The organism is Altererythrobacter sp. BO-6, assembly GCF_011047315.1.
Lineage (GTDB): Bacteria > Pseudomonadota > Alphaproteobacteria > Sphingomonadales > Sphingomonadaceae > Erythrobacter.
Genome location: NZ_CP049259.1, coordinates 995,885 through 1,012,773 on the forward strand (window position 1 = coordinate 995,885; position 16,889 = coordinate 1,012,773).

General features: G+C 62.6%; 18 protein-coding genes. 10 read left to right on the forward strand and 8 right to left on the reverse strand.

The features are described from left to right. Positions 1-4 precede the first annotated feature (4 nt). The 5 genes from G6N82_RS04870 to G6N82_RS04890 all read left to right on the forward strand — a co-directional run bounded on the left by G6N82_RS04870 (position 5) and on the right by G6N82_RS04890 (position 4,912). Positions 5-1,384 (forward strand): 3-isopropylmalate dehydratase large subunit, encoded by a 1,380-nt coding sequence (locus G6N82_RS04870; protein ID WP_165194282.1) that lies wholly within the window; start codon positions 5-7, stop codon positions 1,382-1,384. Next, positions 1,381-2,001: a 3-isopropylmalate dehydratase small subunit gene (gene leuD, locus G6N82_RS04875; protein ID WP_165194284.1), complete on the forward strand. Its 621-nt coding sequence runs from the start codon at positions 1,381-1,383 to the stop codon at positions 1,999-2,001. Before G6N82_RS04870 ends, leuD begins: the two co-directional genes overlap by 4 nt. Positions 2,002-2,217: 216 nt before the next feature. After that, on the forward strand, positions 2,218-3,135 hold the full coding sequence (locus G6N82_RS04880) for a hydroxymethylglutaryl-CoA lyase (RefSeq protein WP_165194287.1): 918 nt from the start codon (positions 2,218-2,220) through the stop codon (positions 3,133-3,135). Further along, a complete protein-coding gene (locus G6N82_RS04885) occupies positions 3,132-4,313 on the forward strand; it encodes a CaiB/BaiF CoA-transferase family protein (RefSeq protein WP_165194289.1) in 1,182 nt (393 codons plus the stop codon). Before G6N82_RS04880 ends, G6N82_RS04885 begins: the two co-directional genes overlap by 4 nt. Next, complete coding sequence (locus tag G6N82_RS04890) at positions 4,310-4,912, forward strand: VOC family protein (RefSeq protein WP_165194291.1); 603 nt, start codon at positions 4,310-4,312, stop codon at positions 4,910-4,912. The genes G6N82_RS04885 and G6N82_RS04890 overlap by 4 nt, the downstream gene beginning before the upstream one ends. A 3-nt stretch (positions 4,913-4,915) precedes the next feature. On the opposite strand, the gene G6N82_RS04895 is transcribed toward G6N82_RS04890, so the two are convergent. The 6 genes from G6N82_RS04895 to G6N82_RS04920 all read right to left on the reverse strand — a co-directional run bounded on the left by G6N82_RS04895 (position 4,916) and on the right by G6N82_RS04920 (position 9,167). Continuing rightward, on the reverse strand, positions 4,916-5,218 hold the full coding sequence (locus G6N82_RS04895) for a DUF1330 domain-containing protein (protein ID WP_165194293.1): 303 nt from the start codon (positions 5,216-5,218) through the stop codon (positions 4,916-4,918). An 11-nt stretch (positions 5,219-5,229) separates the two neighbouring features. After that, positions 5,230-5,922 carry a hypothetical protein gene (locus G6N82_RS04900; protein ID WP_165194295.1) on the reverse strand — a complete coding sequence of 231 codons (693 nt, stop codon included), beginning with the start codon at positions 5,920-5,922 and terminating at the stop codon, positions 5,230-5,232. Between the two features lie 25 nt (positions 5,923-5,947). After that, entirely contained in the window at positions 5,948-6,307 is a 360-nt protein-coding gene (locus G6N82_RS04905) for a hypothetical protein (protein WP_165194297.1), read from the reverse strand. Then, complete coding sequence (locus tag G6N82_RS04910; protein WP_165194299.1) at positions 6,304-7,518, reverse strand: class I SAM-dependent methyltransferase; 1,215 nt, start codon at positions 7,516-7,518, stop codon at positions 6,304-6,306. The genes G6N82_RS04905 and G6N82_RS04910 overlap by 4 nt, the downstream gene beginning before the upstream one ends. A gap of 114 nt (positions 7,519-7,632) precedes the next feature. After that, positions 7,633-8,088, reverse strand: coding sequence for a VOC family protein (locus tag G6N82_RS04915; RefSeq protein ID WP_165194301.1), 456 nt, complete (start codon positions 8,086-8,088; stop codon positions 7,633-7,635). Next, positions 8,079-9,167, reverse strand: a complete 1,089-nt coding sequence (locus tag G6N82_RS04920; RefSeq protein WP_165194303.1) for an NADP-dependent oxidoreductase — start codon at positions 9,165-9,167, stop codon at positions 8,079-8,081. Before G6N82_RS04920 ends, G6N82_RS04915 begins: the two co-directional genes overlap by 10 nt. Before the next feature lie 246 nt (positions 9,168-9,413). On the opposite strand from G6N82_RS04920, the gene G6N82_RS04925 reads away from it, so the two are divergent. The 5 genes from G6N82_RS04925 (at position 9,414) to G6N82_RS04945 (ending at position 13,669) form a co-directional block, all read left to right on the forward strand. Further along, positions 9,414-10,325: a LysR family transcriptional regulator gene (locus G6N82_RS04925; RefSeq protein ID WP_206520294.1), complete on the forward strand. Its 912-nt coding sequence runs from the start codon at positions 9,414-9,416 to the stop codon at positions 10,323-10,325. Positions 10,326-10,410: 85 nt separating this feature from the next. Beyond that, entirely contained in the window at positions 10,411-11,313 is a 903-nt protein-coding gene (locus G6N82_RS04930) for a DUF1838 family protein (protein WP_206520295.1), read from the forward strand. Further along, on the forward strand, positions 11,310-12,221 hold the full coding sequence (locus G6N82_RS04935; RefSeq protein ID WP_165194309.1) for a DUF1838 family protein: 912 nt from the start codon (positions 11,310-11,312) through the stop codon (positions 12,219-12,221). The genes G6N82_RS04930 and G6N82_RS04935 overlap by 4 nt, the downstream gene beginning before the upstream one ends. A gap of 99 nt (positions 12,222-12,320) precedes the next feature. Further along, positions 12,321-12,770 carry a VOC family protein gene (locus G6N82_RS04940; protein WP_165194311.1) on the forward strand — a complete coding sequence of 150 codons (450 nt, stop codon included), beginning with the start codon at positions 12,321-12,323 and terminating at the stop codon, positions 12,768-12,770. Continuing rightward, positions 12,767-13,669 carry an alpha/beta fold hydrolase gene (locus tag G6N82_RS04945; RefSeq protein ID WP_165194313.1) on the forward strand — a complete coding sequence of 301 codons (903 nt, stop codon included), beginning with the start codon at positions 12,767-12,769 and terminating at the stop codon, positions 13,667-13,669. The genes G6N82_RS04940 and G6N82_RS04945 overlap by 4 nt, the downstream gene beginning before the upstream one ends. Here the strand turns inward: G6N82_RS04945 and G6N82_RS04950 are convergent. Together G6N82_RS04950 and G6N82_RS04955 are read right to left on the reverse strand one after the other, a co-directional pair. Beyond that, positions 13,666-14,226 (reverse strand): cytochrome b, encoded by a 561-nt coding sequence (locus G6N82_RS04950; protein WP_165194315.1) that lies wholly within the window; start codon positions 14,224-14,226, stop codon positions 13,666-13,668. The genes G6N82_RS04945 and G6N82_RS04950 overlap by 4 nt on opposite strands. A gap of 18 nt (positions 14,227-14,244) precedes the next feature. Then, entirely contained in the window at positions 14,245-16,668 is a 2,424-nt protein-coding gene (locus G6N82_RS04955) for a TonB-dependent receptor (RefSeq protein ID WP_206520296.1), read from the reverse strand. Positions 16,669-16,889 lie beyond the last annotated feature (221 nt).

The following is a 16,889-nucleotide window of genomic DNA, read 5'->3' on the forward strand; positions in this document are numbered from 1 at the left end:
TGCCATGCCGCACACGCTGTTCGACAAGATCTGGCAAGCCCACCATGTCGGCGACACGGCGGCAGGCGCCGCGCTGATCGCGATCGACCGCGTGTTCCTGCACGAACGTACCGGCGCGGCCGCCTTGAAGCGCATGGCGGAAATGGGCCGGGAAGTGCTTGATCCCGCGCGCGTCTTCGCGGTGATGGACCATATCGTCGACACCAGGCCGGGCCGCGGAGACGGGACACTGATGCAGGGCGGCGAAGGCTTCATCACCGAAACCCGCGCTGCCTGCCGGGCGGCCGGGATCACCCTGTTCGATGTCAACGATCCGAACCAGGGCATCGTCCATGTCATCAGCCCCGAGCAAGGGATTGTCCTTCCCGGGGTGACACTGGTCGCGCCTGACAGCCACACCTGCACGCAAGGGGCCTTTGGCGCGCTGGCCTGGGGGATCGGCTCGTCCGAGGCCGAACATGCCATGGCCACCGGCACGCTGCGGCTGGCCAAGCCGAAGACGATGCGGGTGACGTTCGACGGGCAGCTGGCACAGGGCGTTACGCCCAAGGACATGGCACTGACGCTGATCGCCACCCACGGCGCGGGCGGCGGTGCGGGCCATGTGGTCGAATTCGCCGGCGAGGCTGTGCGCGCGCTCGACATGGAAGGGCGCATGACGCTGTGCAACATGGCGACCGAGTTCAGCGCCATGGCCGGGATCATCGCGCCCGATACCAAGACATTCGAATACCTCGCCGGGCGACCCTATGCGCCGGACGATTTCGACGATCTCTACTGGCAAAGTCTCACATCTGACGAGGGAGCCACGTTCGACCGCGAGATCGCGATCAATGCCGGTTCGATCGCCCCGATGGTGAGCTGGGGCACCAGCCCGGAGCAAGCCATCCCGGTCGATGGCATCGTCCCGCAAGGGCCGGAACGCGCGCACGAATATATCGGACTGGCGGCGGGCAGCGCGCTTGCCGGAACGCCGATCGACGCCGCCTTCATCGGCAGCTGCACCAACAGCCGCATTTCAGACCTGCGCCGCGCCGCAGCCATCCTGCGCGGCCGCCAGATTGCGCCGTCGATCAGAAAGGCGCTGGTCGTCCCCGGATCAATGGCGGTGAAACGCCAGGCCGAGGCGGAAGGGCTGGACAAGATATTCGAAGCCGCCGGTTTCGAATGGCGGATGAGCGGATGTTCGCTATGTTTCTATGCCGGGGGCGAAGGCTTTCCGGAAGGGTCGCGCGTGATTTCCAGCACCAATCGCAATTTCGAAGGGCGCCAGGGGCCGGGCATCCGCACCCATATCGCCTCGCCCGAAACGGTCGCCGCCAGTGCCATCGCCGGGGCCATCGCCGATCCGCGCGAGTTCGCACGCGAGGAGGCAGCGTCATGAAGCCTGTCTCCACCATCACCAGTCCGGCGGTGCCGCTGCTGCGCGACAATATCGACACCGATACGATCATCCCCAGCCGCGAAATGCGCAGCACCGGGCGCACTGGCCTTGCGGACGGGCTGTTCGCCCCGTGGCGCTATACCGATGCGACCACGCGCACGCGCAATCCGGCTTTCGTGCTGAACCAGCGCGACGCGATCGGCACGCGGTTGCTGCTCGCGGGCAAGAATTTCGGCTGCGGTTCAAGCCGCGAGCATGCTGTGTGGGCGCTGGCCGAATTCGGCATCGAAGCGATCATCGCCCCCAGCTTTGCCCCGATCTTCAAGGGCAATTGCATCCGCAACGGGCTGTTGCCGATCGAATTGCCCGAAGAGGTGGTCCGCTCATTGCCATGGGAAATGGTCCGGATCGACCTCGCGGCGCAGACCGTGAGCGCGGGCGAGCGCAGCTGGCGCTTCGAGATCGATCGCGAAGCGAAAGAGATGCTGCTCAACGGGCTCGACGCGATCGACCTGACGCTGGCAAACATCAAATCCACCATGGGCCGCTGGCTCAAGGCCGACCGGTCGATGCGCCCATGGATCTATCTGTCCGGCAAAAACGGAGCGCGCGAATGATTTTCCTACTCGGCCGGCCTGCGGCACACATCGCTGCATGGAAAGGATTACATCTCCGGCACGCTTCCCGCTCGTTCGCGGGACCGGGCTGCCTGCCAAAGGGCAAAGGTGACACTTCAGGGCGTGGAAATCGTTCTATCCCGATGAATATGAACGGAAATCATCCATGAGCGTTTTTTTCAAACACGCAGCATCAGTGTTCCATCGGAGGCTTAGATGACCGAAATCCTCGTATCCGAGGTCGGCCCGCGCGACGGGCTGCAGTCGATCGACCGCGTGATGCCGCTCGAAGCCAAGAAGCGCTGGATCGCTGCCGAGGCAGCCGCCGGTGTGCCCGAAATCGAAGTCGGCAGTTTCGTGCCACCCAGCCTGTTGCCGCAAATGGCGGACACGGCGGAGCTGGTCGCCTTCGCGCGCACGATCCCCGGGCTCAACGTCGTGGCTCTGGTCCCCAATGCGAAGGGCGCGGCACGCGCGGTCGAGGCCGGTGTCCACGGCATGTCGATCCCCTTTTCGATGAGCGAGACCCACAGCCTGAAGAACGTCCGCAAGGACCATCCGGCAATGCTGGCCGAAATCGCCGAAGCCGCGCGCATCGCACAGGACGGCGGCGTACATTTCGCCGTCGGGCTTTCCACCGCCTTCGGCTGCACCATGGAAGGCGCGGTGAGCGAAGAGCAGGTCGTGCGCCTCGCCGCCGCTGCCGCCGAGGCCGGAGCGCAGGAATTCAGCCTGTCCGACACCACCGGCTATGCCGATCCGGCACAGGTGCGCCGCCTGGTGAAGAAGGTGCGCGGCGCGGTGGGGGACAAGCTCACCACGCTGCACCTGCACAACACGCGCGGGCTGGGCCTTGCCAATGTGGTGGCCGGGCTTGAGGAAGGGATCACTACCTTCGATGCCTCGTTGGGCGGCCTGGGCGGATGCCCCTATGCCCCCGGCGCATCGGGCAATCTGGTGACCGAGGACCTGGTACTGATGCTCAATTCCATGGGCCTCAAGACCGGGATCGACCTCGAAAAGCTGCTAGAAGTCCGCAAGATCCTGATCGAAGCGCTGCCGGGCGAGCCGCTTTATGGCTTCACCCCCGATGCCGGGCCGATGCTCGATTACCGGCAGAGGGTTGCGGCATGAGCGCCCCGACACCGCTGAAGGGCATCAAGGTCGTCGAATTCACCCACATGGTGATGGGGCCGACCGTCGGCCACATCCTTGCCGGACTGGGCGCCGAAGTGGTGCGGGTCGAGCCGATCGGGGGCGACCAGACCCGGCGTCTGCTCGGTTCGGGCGCGGGCTATTTCCCGATGTACAATCGCGGCAAGCAATCGATTTGCCTCGATCTCAAGTCTGCCGAAGGGCTGGCCGTGGCCAGGGACCTGTGCGCGCAGGCCGACATACTGGTCGAGAACTTCCGCCCCGGGGCGCTCGACCGGCTTGGGCTGGGTTACGAGCCACTCTCCGAAATAAATCCCCGCCTGATCTATTGCAGCGAGAAGGGCTTCCTGCCCGGCCCCTACGAGCAGCGCACCGCGCTGGACGAAGTGGCGCAGATGATGGGCGGGCTGGCCTATATGACCGGGCCGCCGGGCAAGCCGCTGCGCGCCGGTGCCAGCGTGATCGACGTGACTGGCGGCATGTTCGGCGTGATCGGCGTGCTTGCCGCGCTGGAGGAACGCCACCGCACCGGGCGCGGGCAAAAGGTCGTCGCCAGCCTGTTCGAGACCACCGCCTATCTCGTCGGCCAGCACATGGCGCAGTTCGCGGTAACCGGAAAACCGGCCGCGCCCATGCCCGCGCGCGTTTCCGCCTGGGCGATCTACGACGTGTTCGAGACGCAGGACGATCCGGTGTTCATCGGCGTGGTCACCGATGCGCTGTGGGAGAAATTCTGCGCGATCTTCGAGCTTGACGATCTTTGGGCCGATGAGAGCATTCGCGCCAACAACCAGCGGGTGCTGGCGCGCGACCGCATCCTGCCACGCATTCGCGAGCTGATCGGCGGGATGACGCGGGCCGAAGTGATCGCAAGGCTCGACGGGACCGGCATGCCCTTCGCGCCGATCGGCAAGCCCGAAGAGCTGTTCGACGATCCGCATCTCAATGCCGGGGGTATGGAGCCGGTCACGCTCGACACCGGCGCGCAGACGAAGCTGCCGACAATCCCGCTGGAGATGGACGGCAAGCGCCCTGGTGCGGCTCAAACCCTGCCGGTACCGGGCCGGGACGCGCAAGATGTGCTCAAATCCTTGGGCTATGACACCGGCAAAATCGAGGCGCTGATAGCCTCGGGCGCAGTGGGAGAAGGCGAATGAAGCGGATCGGAGCGATTGTTGCCATTGGCCTTCTGGCGGGTTGCAGCGCCGTCGGCGGAGTGACGGGCGACCGGCCACAAGCGGTTGCAGCCGTGCCATCCGCGCCGGGCGTCACCGCGCCCACAGAGCGGCTTCCGACCGACATCCGCCGGACCACCATCATCGTGCGCGACATGGAAAATTCGCTGCGGCTCTACCGCGATGTGGTGGGCATGCAGGTCAATTACGATACAGTGGTCGAAACCAGCGGGGTCGCCCTTCCCGCTGGCGAGCCGGGTGCCAAGGCGCGGCTGGTGCTGCTCAATGCCAATGATTCCTGGGTCGGCTGGATCGGCCTGATGGAATGGCTCGATCCGCCCATTCCTGCCGGTGAATACCCCAAGCGCATGGGCCCGGGCGATACCGTGATCGTGATGAACACCGATGATGTCGAGGGGCGCTGTGCAGCTGCCAAGCAAGTGCCAGGGGTTACCTTTACCGCGGAGGCGCGGCTGCAAGTTTACCCTGGCCGCAATGGCGGGCCGGACATTCGCGTGATGGGCTGCAACTTCTTCGACCCGGATGGCATCCTGATCGAGATGAACCAGATCCTCGAGTAATGTTCAGCCGATCTCCGGCCCGTCGATCAGCAGCACCTGCACATCGGCCAGCCCTTCGCGCAGCTTTTTGACTTCGGCGTATTCGGGGCTGTTCCAGAAGGCTTTGGCCGCATCCCGGTCAGGCCATTTCGAAATGACCATGGAGGCGCCGTCGCCCCACTCGCCCTCCAGGCATTCCGCCCCGGGCCCGCGCAGCAGGTACTGACCGCCGAACTGCGGGATCAGCGCGGCCGCGGCGGCGCCATAGCCTGAAACGAAAGCGTCGCGGTCGTGGATGGCGGCAGTCACGATCATATAGGCTGGCATGGCGTCTCCGATCAGAACGGCTTGACCGCGCCCAGGAAACAGACCGAGGCGATGGTGATCCAGTAGATATAGGCGGCGAGCCGCGCCTGCCCGATCTCACGCTCCAGCGCCGCTTCTTGCGCGGCGTCGGGCCCCATGGCGAGGATGCGGAACCGCGCGGTCCAGCGCCGCATGACCAGCCGAAGGAACAGGCCGATGCACAGGGCAAAGGCGTAGAGCGCCATCTTGGCCGGATACCAGAAATTGCCGGGACCGCTCTCGATCGGACCCGAGCCGCCAAAGGCAAGGAAGGCCGCGATGAAGATCGCCGCGATCAGCGGGTAACGCAGCAGTTCCTCGGTCCGGGTGACCTTGATCCCGATATCGGTTTCGCGCTTGAAGAAGGCGGTCCAGGTCATCCCCAGCCACACCGCGAAGAACAGCCACATCCACCACACGCCCGCACCCTCAAGCCAGGGCACGAAGCCGAACAGCTTGCCCATGTGCAGGCCCAGCGGCAGCAACAGGACGATGCCGGTGCGCGCAAGGATGTCGATGCGATAGGCGGTTTCCATGTGCCGCTTGCGCTCTTCCAGGCTGAGCGCGCGATTGGTCACATGATAGCTGGTCTGGAACACGCCCCATTCGCCGCCCAGCCAATAGACCATCGACAGGATGTGGAGCCATCGCAGGATGGCGAGTTCGTTGGCGACGAGAAATTCCATTGTTCCTCCCCAAAAGGTACTTCGACTATTCGCGTGACAGCTTTTCGACGATATCCGCGATCGGCGGATCGCCAGCATCCAGCGCTTCGACCTCCTGCTGGAAGCCGCGCATGATCCGCGCGATGTAGGCCCGCGTCGCCAGCCCGCGCTCTTCCCCGGCCTGCCGGTCGGGCGCGTAGTTTTCGATATCCTCGCGCCGGATCGTGCCCTTGGCATCGAGCAGGCGCTCGACCGTGTCCTGCCGCTCGCGCAGTGCGGAAACCTCCGCCGCTAGCGCGAAGACCGTGGAATAGAGCCGGTCAAGCGCGGGATCGTCGAAATACTCCGGGCGCTTGCCCTTCGCGCGGCGGCCCGAAAGCGCGACCCAGTCCAGCTCTTCACTCATGCCGCTTCCGCCTGTGCAACCGGTTTCCAGGCGCCATAGGCATTCCAGATCGCCGCGCGCCCATAATCCTCTTCGCCATCGTCCGGCGATGGCGGGAATATTTCCGGATCGACCACCGCGCGCACCCCAACGGTAAACTGGCTTTCACGCGGGAAGCCGGCATCGGCCATCACCTGCTTCAGATCCTGCCCATGCATTGCCGACCAGAACGGCTCATTATTGTTGAACGCATCCCAGTCGCGCATGAACTGTTCGAACAGCGGCATTTCGTCCGAATATTGCGGCTGTTCGATATGGAAGATCAGCCCGCCGGGAGCGAGCATGCGGTTCGCCTCTGCCAGAATGCGCGGCATGGCTTTCGCAGAAAGCTCGTGCAGGAACATGGTGGTCTGGACCCAGTCGAAATAGCCATCGGGCCAGCGCGACAGGTCCTCTCCCGATGCCTGGACGAACCTGATGTTCTTGACGCCCAGCCCGGCTGCGCGCGCCGCGCCATAGCGCAGCGAGGGCGCCGCTGTGTCGATCGCGATCACTTCGGCATCGGGGAAGGCCTGCGCGATCGGCACCGCGTTATGGCCCACCGTGCAGCCGATATCGAGGATGCGGCGCGGCTGCCAGTCTGGCCGCTCCTGCTTGATCCATTCGACAATCGCCTGCCCGCCGCCATCATTGAGCCCGCCCAGCGCACCGCCGGTCGTGGCGAACAGCCCGACGTCGTAATTGGCGCCCACGGTGATGTCGCCGGGCCGCTCTTCGCTGTGATAACCCCCGGGCTGGCAATGGATGTCCACCGCGGTCTGATAATGTGGCTGCTCGACCGCCGGATCGAGTTCGAGCATGCCCGAATGTTCGTTGTACTGCTTGGCCATGGCGTCGAGCTCATCGAGCTGGCGCAGTACCACCTGCCGCCCGTTGTGCTGGCGCATTTCCATCGAATTGCGCTTGAGCGCGGACCATGTGCGGTGCCATGGATCCTTGTTCATCGCGTCGCGGATCTCATAGCGATGCTCGGGATCGCGCCCGTGTTCGGCCCGAAAAGCGGGCAGCACGCGCTTTTCATAAGCGAGCCGGTTGCCCGCGCCGATCGGCCCCGACAGATAACGATTGAAATGGGTCAGAAAATTGAATCGCGCCGCTTCGTCATGGGTGGTGCGCGGCATCATCGGATGGCGCGTCAGCGCGGTATAGGGCGGGGGAAGATCGGCGGACATCGCACTACCTCTCAAAGTTGTCCGGACAAATTTGACCGAAGCTATACCTCGTGTCAATCGCGAGTGTCGCCCCTTACCGAATAAAGTCCTTGACCGCTGTCAAACAGACCGAATTCACCCAATGCGGTAGACCAGCACGAGATTGTCATCGAAATCGACAATGCCGATCTCCCGGCCGGTGCGCCCGTCATGAGTATGAAGTACTTCAGCGGGATAGACTTGCAGCCCAAGCTCGCGCGCGCTCGCTGCGACCTGATCCGGATCACCCGCTTCGAGCACCAGCGCTGCACGCCGCGGGTGTTGCGACGGTGGCAGGTCGATCCCGGCAATTTCGGTGAGTGCCATCACCCGCGGCTGGCCTGGCAGCGACAGGATTGCGAAACCCAGTTGCGCGCCAGCAGGGATTTCGAACAAGTCGATCGAATAGCTATCGGGATTGTGGCCCTGGCGATAGGTCACCTCGAACCCCAGTACATCGACATAGAATGACAACGCACGATCAAGGTTAGCGACCACGAAATTGGCCCGCTGGAACCGGACCGGCGCGCATTCGGGATTCGTCACAGCCATTCGCCCGGCTCCCCGCGCACGCTGCAGCACTGGACCCCGACATTCTGCCCATAATAAAGGTTTGCGAGCGCGCGCGGCATCTCGGCAAACCCGTTGGCGATATCCTGAACAGGCTTCAACTTGCCGCCCCTGATCCAGCCGGCAAGATCTTCCATCACCTGTTCCCAGCGATCGAGATGGTTGTAAACGAAGAAGCCGCGCATGCTGCTGTCGGTTGCACGCAGCCGGGTATAGTTCGCCAGGCCGAATGGCTCGTCCCGGGTATATTCGCTGATCGACCCGCACAGCACGATCCGCGCATGCATCCGCAGCCGTTCGAGGCAGGCGGAAAGTATCTCGCCACCGACATTGTCGAAATAGAGGTCGATCCCATCCGGTCGCAATTCGTCAAGCCGGGCGGCGACAGCTTCGGCCTTATAGTCGATCGCGGCAGAGCAGCCGTGCTGCAGGACGAAACGGCATTTGTCGGGCCCGCCGGCCAGCCCGACCACGTCACAACCGGCCACATTCGCTGCGAGCTGGCTGACCATCGAACCAACCCCGCCTGCCGCGCCGGACAGGACCATCCGGTCCCCTGCCCGGGGCTGGCCACAGGCGAATAGCCCGGCATGCGCGGAAAGGCCGGTCATGCCCAACACGCCTGCACCCAGCGCGGCGGGCAGGCCATTGTTGGGCATACGGAAGAACTTTTCCTGCGGCGTCATCCGGCTGACTTTCCAGGTCTGCCAGCCCATTTGTCCCTGCACCACTTCGCCTTCACGCCATTGCGGATGGCGCGACTTCACGATCTGGGCAACGCCGCGTCCATGGATCAAGTCGCCGGGCTGGAGGATGTCATCCCCGGTCCGGGCGGTGCCCTGCATATAGAAGCGCATCACGGGCGCGAGCCCCAGATAGAGAGTCTTCAAGAGGACTTCGCCGGGCCCAGGTTCCGGTACATCCGTAACATGCCACGAAAAATCCTCGGGCCGAACGTTGCCTTGCGGCCGGCGCGCGATGCGCCACTGGCAATTCACCGCATCATCGACTTCGCGGGCGGAAAGCACATCGAACCGGTCCAGCTCGGTCACTGTACCCATGGCATGCACCCGTTTCCTGTCCCGCGCCGCTGGTCCCGCATTGGCGCCCGTCCTCTTATCGGCGAGAGGGTCCCAGCCGTTCGGCTGGCCCATCGCATTGATGCGCATGCAGGGTGCAGGCTCCTATGCTTCCATGCGCCCTGCACGCGCTCGACCAGTCATAGCTGCGGCTGCTAGGATTGTAATTCTTATCAATGCTTTTGACAGAACTATAAGCTCACCTTACTAAATCGGTGCATGCCCCAGATGGAAATCACGCTGCGTCAGCTGACCTATCTGACGCGATTGCATGAAAAAGGGTCTTTCACTGCCGCCGCCGATGCGCTCGGCATCACCCAGCCCGCCTTGAGCATCGCGATTTCGCAGCTGGAAGAGGCACTGGGCGTACCCATGGTCGAACGCGGCACCAGGCCCGTGGCGCTGACTGAAGCGGGCGAACTGATGACGGCCTGTGCGCAGCGAGTCGTGCGTGAAATAAAGCAAGCCCGCGAAGAGGTCAGCGCGATGGAAAGCGGCCGCATCGGTCGGCTCGATATCTGCATGTCACCCAGCGCCACTGGAACTGTGATCAGCGACGTGCTGAGCCGGATGGTGGAGGAATTCCCGCAGCTGGAGATCCACATTTCGCACGGGGTGCTGCCGGCTGCGGCGGAGCGGCTTCATAATGGCGAGATAGCCGTGCTGGTGGGGGCATCGGTCGATGGCCTGCGCGACTCGGCGCTCCATTTCACGCCGCTGCTTGATGTCGCCATGGTTGCTGTCGCCGGCCCCGGTCATCCCCTGGCCAAGAAGCTGGATGTTTCGCTGGAAGACCTGACCCGGCATCCGTGGATCCAGATCGGCGACATCAATGCCAACTTGCCCGAATGGAGCAGAACCTTTGCCCGCGCCCGCCTTTCGCCGCCGCGCATCGCGGTCGATATCCGCAACCTGGCGCTGGTGCGCGACATGCTGCACCGAGGCAAGCTGTTGACGGTGCTGCCCAAGCCGATGGTGCAGGCCGATCTCGACGCCGGGCTGCTACACTCGGTAACGCCGCCGGAAATCAACTGGCGGCTGACCATCAACGCGATCACTTCCACGATCAAGCGCCCGCCTGCCAGCGTGCGGATATTCCTGGAGCGGCTTGATGAGCGACTAGCCGAGGCAAGCCATTAAGGCTGCATATGCAGCGGCGAATTTTATAAATTTGACCGAATGACGGCGCGTCCGCATCCCTTGTCATGACAAGGAGAGGAAACGGATGCTTCGACACCGATTTGTCGCAATGTGCCTGCCGTTAGCTGCTGGCTTGCTTGCTGTGCCGACGATGGCGGAACCACTCGACCAGGACGATCCGCAAGACGCGCTCAAGATCATGCGCAAGGCGATCTGTTCGCTCAATGATGGCGAGACTGTGATATATTGGTGGCAAGGCTCGATGTTCAGCCGCGTCGAGGGTGAGCGCGATCGCAAGCTGTTTGGCCTTCAGGGCATGAACATCCGCCAATGCGCGACCGTGCGCGATCCACAGCGAGGCGAGGGGTTTCGCAGCGTCAGCCGCGAGATCATGATCCATCTCGACCCCGAAACCGGCGAAGTGCGCGACAGCTGGACCAATCCATGGACCGGCGAGGAACTGGAAGTGATCCATGTCGCCAATGATCCGGTGAACATGCGCGCGCCGATTTTCGCCCGCCGCGCCGATGGAAAGCCGCTGACAACAGATTACCTCGTCATCAACGGCCGGGCGATCAGCACCGGCAATGCCCCGCTGTTCTACAAGAATCCGCTGGGCGGCGACTACCAGGACTGGGTCGGCGGCAGCTATCACGCGATGGAGATGGGCAACGAGTTCTTCTACGCCGATGACCTGTTCGACGGTGACAAGCCGACCGTGGCGCATCATTCGATCAGCTGGTCACGCACGTCACGCTGGCTGCCGTGGATGAAAATGGGTGACCGCAACGGGATCGTCTACACCGCGACCGTCGGCGGGCGTGCGAACTCGATCGACGAGTTGCCCGAACCTTTGCGGACGACCTTGCGCGAACGCTATCCGCTCTATGCTGCCCCGCCGCCGCTTGATGACAAGCGTCCCAACGAAACCAGCTGGGAAGTGTTCAAGAAGCTGATGGAAACCCGCAAGCAAGGGGGCGAGAAATGATCCGCACTATTGCAACTGCAGCCGCGGCAGGTGCCCTTATCGCCAGCCCCCTCGCTGCCGATGAGCTGGATCCGAACAACGCGGATGACGCATTCCGCATGAGCACCAAGATGTTCTGCTCGCTCGAGACGGAAGATCCGACCGTCTATTACTGGGAGGGGACGGTCTATTCGGTGATCCGCGGCGAAAAGGACCGCCACCTGTTCGACGTGATCGCCATGAACACGCGGCAATGCGAAGCCTTTGAAGACCCGGTGCGCGGTGTGGGCTCGCGATCCGTCAGCCGCGAGGTGATGTTCTACCTCGATCCGGAAACCGGCGAAATCCTGCGCCAATGGAACAATCCGTGGACTGGTGAAACGGTGGAAGTGCTGCATGTCGCCAACGATCCGGTGAATTCGCGCAGACCCAGCTGGTCGCGCGACGAGAAGGGCGAGCCAACAGCGAAGTTCGATCCGATCGTCATGGGCGAGTATGCCTATCAGGGCGGCGGCGCGGCACTGCTGTTCTATGACAATCCGCTGGCGGGCGACTACCAGGATTACGTCGGCAACAAGTACCAGGCGGCCGAATTCCTGACCTGGACCGCGCCCCTTGCCGATATCAAGGACGGCGATACGCCGCATGTGGTCGACAATGTCATTTCCTGGGGCCGGATTTCGCGCTGGCTGCCGTGGATGAAGATGGGCGGGCGTGAAGGCGTGCTGGTTTTCTATACCGGCGGCCTGAGGCTCAACACCTGGGACGAAATGCCGGACAAGATGAAGAACGAAATCCGCACGAATTACCCGGCCTATGTTGCGCCGCCTCCGGTCGACGACGATCGACCCAACGACACGAGCTGGACCGTTGCCAAGCGTGCGATCGATGCCGCGCGCGCCGCCAAAGAGCCAGCGGGAAGCGAATGACGCGCTGGGCCATTGTTGCATCGCTGCTGAGCCTTGCGGGCTGCGCAATGCCCCCCTCCCCCGATCTCCGCCAACACTCCGGGTGCCAGCGACGGGACCGTGCTGCGGCGTGCCACGCTGGTCGTGCATGATATCGATGCCTCGGTTGCCTTCTACGAAGCGATCGGGTTCGAGCGCTGGTATGTCGGCAAAGGCGGCACGGTTTCGGGAGAGGGATTGCCGATCGACGGCGTCAAACCCGGCGACCCAAGTCAGCTGATCATCATGAAAGGCAAGCACCCCTACATCGGGATGATCGGGTTGCTGCAATATGGCGCAAAGCGTCCATTGCCCGAAGTCGGGCGCATGACACCGGGGGATGCGATCATGATGATCGAGACCACCGGGCTTGCCGCGATCTCCGGAAAGCTTGCACAGGAGGGCTATCGCATCCACAAACCGCTGGAGACGACGCATATCGAAAGCGTCGACAGCGAGTGGGATGCAAGCTTCCTGATGGTATTCGACCCTGACGGCAATATGGTGGAACTGACCGAGAGGCACAATTGATCGGCAGGCGGCGCGTGCTCGCTGGCCTTGGCCTGGCTGGCGCATTCGCGACTTTCACACCGGCTCGCGCCCTGCCCGATCCGCCCAATCCGGCGATGCGCCGACAGTATGTCGATGGCGCTTTCGGCCAGATCCATCTGCGGATTGCCGATCCGTCGGGCGCCTCGGCGACGGCAAACACGCTGGTCCTGCTGCACCAGACCGCGTTGTCAGGCCGGATGTTCGAGCGGTTCATGCCTTACCTTGCTCGGCAGCGTCGGGTGATAGCGGTCGACACGCCCGGATATGGCGAGTCGGACCGTCCTTCGGTTCGCCCCAACCTGGCCGGTTATGCTGACGCCATTACCGAGGCGATACAGGCGGTTGCCGGTGAGCGCTTCGATGTGCTGGGCTATCATACCGGCGCCGCGATTGCGGCTGACATGGCGGCAAGGCGGGAAGAGGTGGCGAAGTGCGTCCTCGTTTCCATGCCCTATTTCTCGGCCGAGCGACGCGACGAGCTCATCGCGATGATCGGCAATCCCGATGATCCGATCGAAGACTATGCCGAAGACGGGTCACACCTGTTGCCGCTGTGGCAAGGCTCGTTCCGCGCGCGGGCCGATGGCCAGTCGAATGACGACATTGCCCGGCTGGTTGCCGAAAAGCAGCGCGCCGGGCGGTTTGGTGCATGGGCCCTGCTGTCGGCGCTCGAAGCGAGCCTCGCCGCGACGCTGGCTAGTATTGAGAAACCGGTGCTGGTGCTTGCCCCGCATGACGGCTTGCAGGCCGAAAGTCGCGCCGCCGCCAGCGCAATCCGCGATGCCGCGCTAATCGAGCTGCCCGATCATGCCTATGGCCTGTTCGACGTAGCACCTGCCATTGTTGCGGCCCCGGTGCTGGCATTCCTTGATCGCTAGCCGCGCTCAGGCAACATGGCCGTAAGCACCCGGTCCTTGCGCACGAAGTGGTGGTAGAGCGCACCGCCGATGTGCCCAACCACCAACAGCATCAGCGCCCAGGCCAGGCCGAAATGCGCCCAATAGGCGAACGGCACCATGTCCTTGTTTTCCGGCACGATGCCCGGGACCACGAACCAGCCGAATACCTTGGTTGGGCTGCCGAAGAAGCTGGAGCTGACCCAACCGCTGATCGGCACAATCACCATCAGAATATAAAAAGCGGCGTGCACCCGTTTGCTCCAGCGCTCCTCGAACGGGGTCAGCTCGGCAACCTGCGGCGGCGGGTTGCGGCGTCGCCACCACAGCCGCACCAGGATCAGCACCAGCGCCAACAGACCGAACGCCTTGTGCCAATGGACATATTCCAGGAAAATCGGCGCGGTCGACTTGAACCAATAGGTGCTGTCATTGACGTGCCAGATCAGCACCGATGTGCCGATGATCAGGAGCGCGATCAGCCAGTGTAACCACTTGCTGAGCGCGCCCCATTTGTCGGCGCTATTTCCGAGCGGCATGGCCCGGCCTCCCGTCGATCAGTAACGCCAGCTTACAGTCACGCCGAACTGCCGCTTGCGCGGGGCACCGACAATATAGTCGCGATAGAAGGTCAGGCGCGCCGGACGTCCGGCAAAGGTACGCACCGGATCCGGTACCAGCAGGGTACGATTGAAGTCGAACAGGCGCGTGATCACCAGCGGCGTCTGGTCTTCCAGCACATTGTCGACAAAGGCTGTGACAGTGATGTCGCCGAATTCGGCACCGGCGCGGATATTCCAGTTATAGCTGTCACCTGTGCGCGTGAGGTTGTGGACCTGCGCATAGCGATTGCTTTCGTACATCAGGTCATTGCGCAGGAACAATTCGACATTGTTGCCCACCGGGAAGCGCAGGGTGCCTGACGCATTGAGCTGGTGAACAGGGGTTTGCGGCAACCGGTTTCCGGCAACCTGGCCGTTCGGACCGTCAACATCTGCCGGGTTGGGGATGGTGAAGTCCGCATCAAGGAAACTCGGACGACCATCGGTGTCGAGCAGTTCCTCGGTATTCTCGTCATAGAAATCCTTGAACGTGGCATCGTTGTAGGAATAGCCGAGGCGGATATCGAACCAGTCAGTCAGGCTGCCGAACAGTTCCATTTCCAGCCCCTTGATCTCCGAAGCGCCGGCATTGACGATGAACGGAGTAGTGGTGAAGCTGCCATTGAGCTGCTGATAGGGCTGCGACTGGGTCAGCTGCTGGCTGGTCCAGTCAAGATAGAAGCCCGCCACGTTGAAGGCCAGATTGGTACCGGGGATCAGCCCCTTGGTGCCGACTTCGTAAGACCAGACCTGTTCCTCATCGAAGGTCTCGATCCCGTCCGCAATGAAATCGTCGAGGAATGACTGGACGATATTGGTCGGCAAATCGTTGAAGCCACCCGGCTTGTTGCCCTTGGCCACGGCGGCATAAAGGTTCCAGTCGGGTGTCAGCTCATACCGAGCGGTAAAGCGTGGCAGGAAGGCAGTGTAGGTTTCGTCACGTTGCCCGGTTGCCGGGGTGATCGCCGCGCTATTGCCGTTGCTTTCGATCGAAGCGAAGATCTTGTCTTCCTGATAACGCGCTTCGGCGCTCATCGTCAGCCTGTCGGTCAGATCGAATTCGACCATGCCGTAGACGGCCCAGTTGTTGACGCCGTCGTCAGAGTCGAAGCGATAGATGTCGCCCAACGCGGGGTTGGGCGCGCCGCCGGTTACCGTCCATGTGGTGTTGACATCGAAGCCTTCGCCATCCCGCTGGCGGTAGTAATAGGCGCCAACCAAGCCACGCAGGCGGCCTTCCTGTGGCGAAAGCAGGCGCACATTCTGGCTGAAGTCATGCGTCGAGCTGCCGCCGATTGTCAGGCTGGGGTTCGTCTTTGCGACAAGGTCATTGTCGAAGCCGTTGATGTTTTCCGATCCGTTGTAGGCCGTGATCGAGGTCAGCTGCCAGCCGCTGTCGAAGAAGTAATTCATCGTCAGGTCGCTGCGGAAATAATCGCGCGTCAACCCGCGATAGCCGAGCTGCTCGAGCTCGTCATTGTTGTAGGCCAGCGTATCGGGCTGTTCGACTTCGCCACAGAAATAGCCGCGCGACCGCGTCGTGCTGCGCGGGATCCCGAACACAGGAGTCAGGACATTGGTGATCGGCAGGAAGCAGTTGAGATTGTTCGATCCGACCTTGTAGGTGGCATAGCCCTTGTCGCGGTCTTCACCATAGGCGACGCCCAGGATAGCCTCGAAATTGTCACTCGGCGTCAGGCGGAACTTGGCGCCCACGTTCCAGCTTTGCTGGTCATTGATATCGCGTTTGCCGTTGTCTGCATTGCGATAGTCGCCGCCGAAACTGTAATAGCGCCCGTTCACCTCCAGCGCGGCGACCCCTTCCTGTAGCGGAGTGGAGACATATCCTGAAATCTCCTGATGATCGTACTGGCCAAGCGTCAGTTTGACGCCAGCGCGCAGCGTGTCGTCAGGCTTGCGGGTGACGAAGTTCACTGCCCCGGCAAAGGTCTGGCGGCCATAGAGCGCCGCCTGCGGGCCGCGGATCACCTCGACCCGTTCAAGGTTTTCCAGCTGGTAGCTGGTGATATTGCCAGAAACGAAGATACCATCGACGAAGAAGCCCGCATTCGGCGCGCCAAGGATGTTCGACATGCCGCGGATCGCAGGCCGCACGCTGGCCCCGCCATCGCCGCCGCCAGTGCGACCAAAGCCCTGGCGGAACGAAAAGCCCGGCGTCTGCAACGCGACATCGGCGATGTTGTCGATCCCCGCCTCAGCGATTTCCTCGCTGCCGAGCGCGGTGATCGAGAGCGGCACATCGATCAGGTCTTCCTCGCGCTTGCGTGCGGTGACGACAATGACAGGGGAGCCAGCCGCCCTCTGTTCGGCTTCATCGGAACCGCTTTCCTGCGCCTGAGCAGTTACCGGCAAAGCCACGGCAAATGTTGCAACACCGGCCAACCACCGCATTTTTCGCATAATTTCCTCCCATCGCACCAAGGTGCAGTCGGCCACACGGTGCCATTCGAACCACCAAAGTCGAATTTATTATTTTTAGCTTTCAATAGTTTCGATAAATGTAGCGATCTTCAGATCGCATCGATCGGCCAGCGTCGTCTGCAGGCCCTTAATTTTGCTCCAAATTTGTCCGGACAACT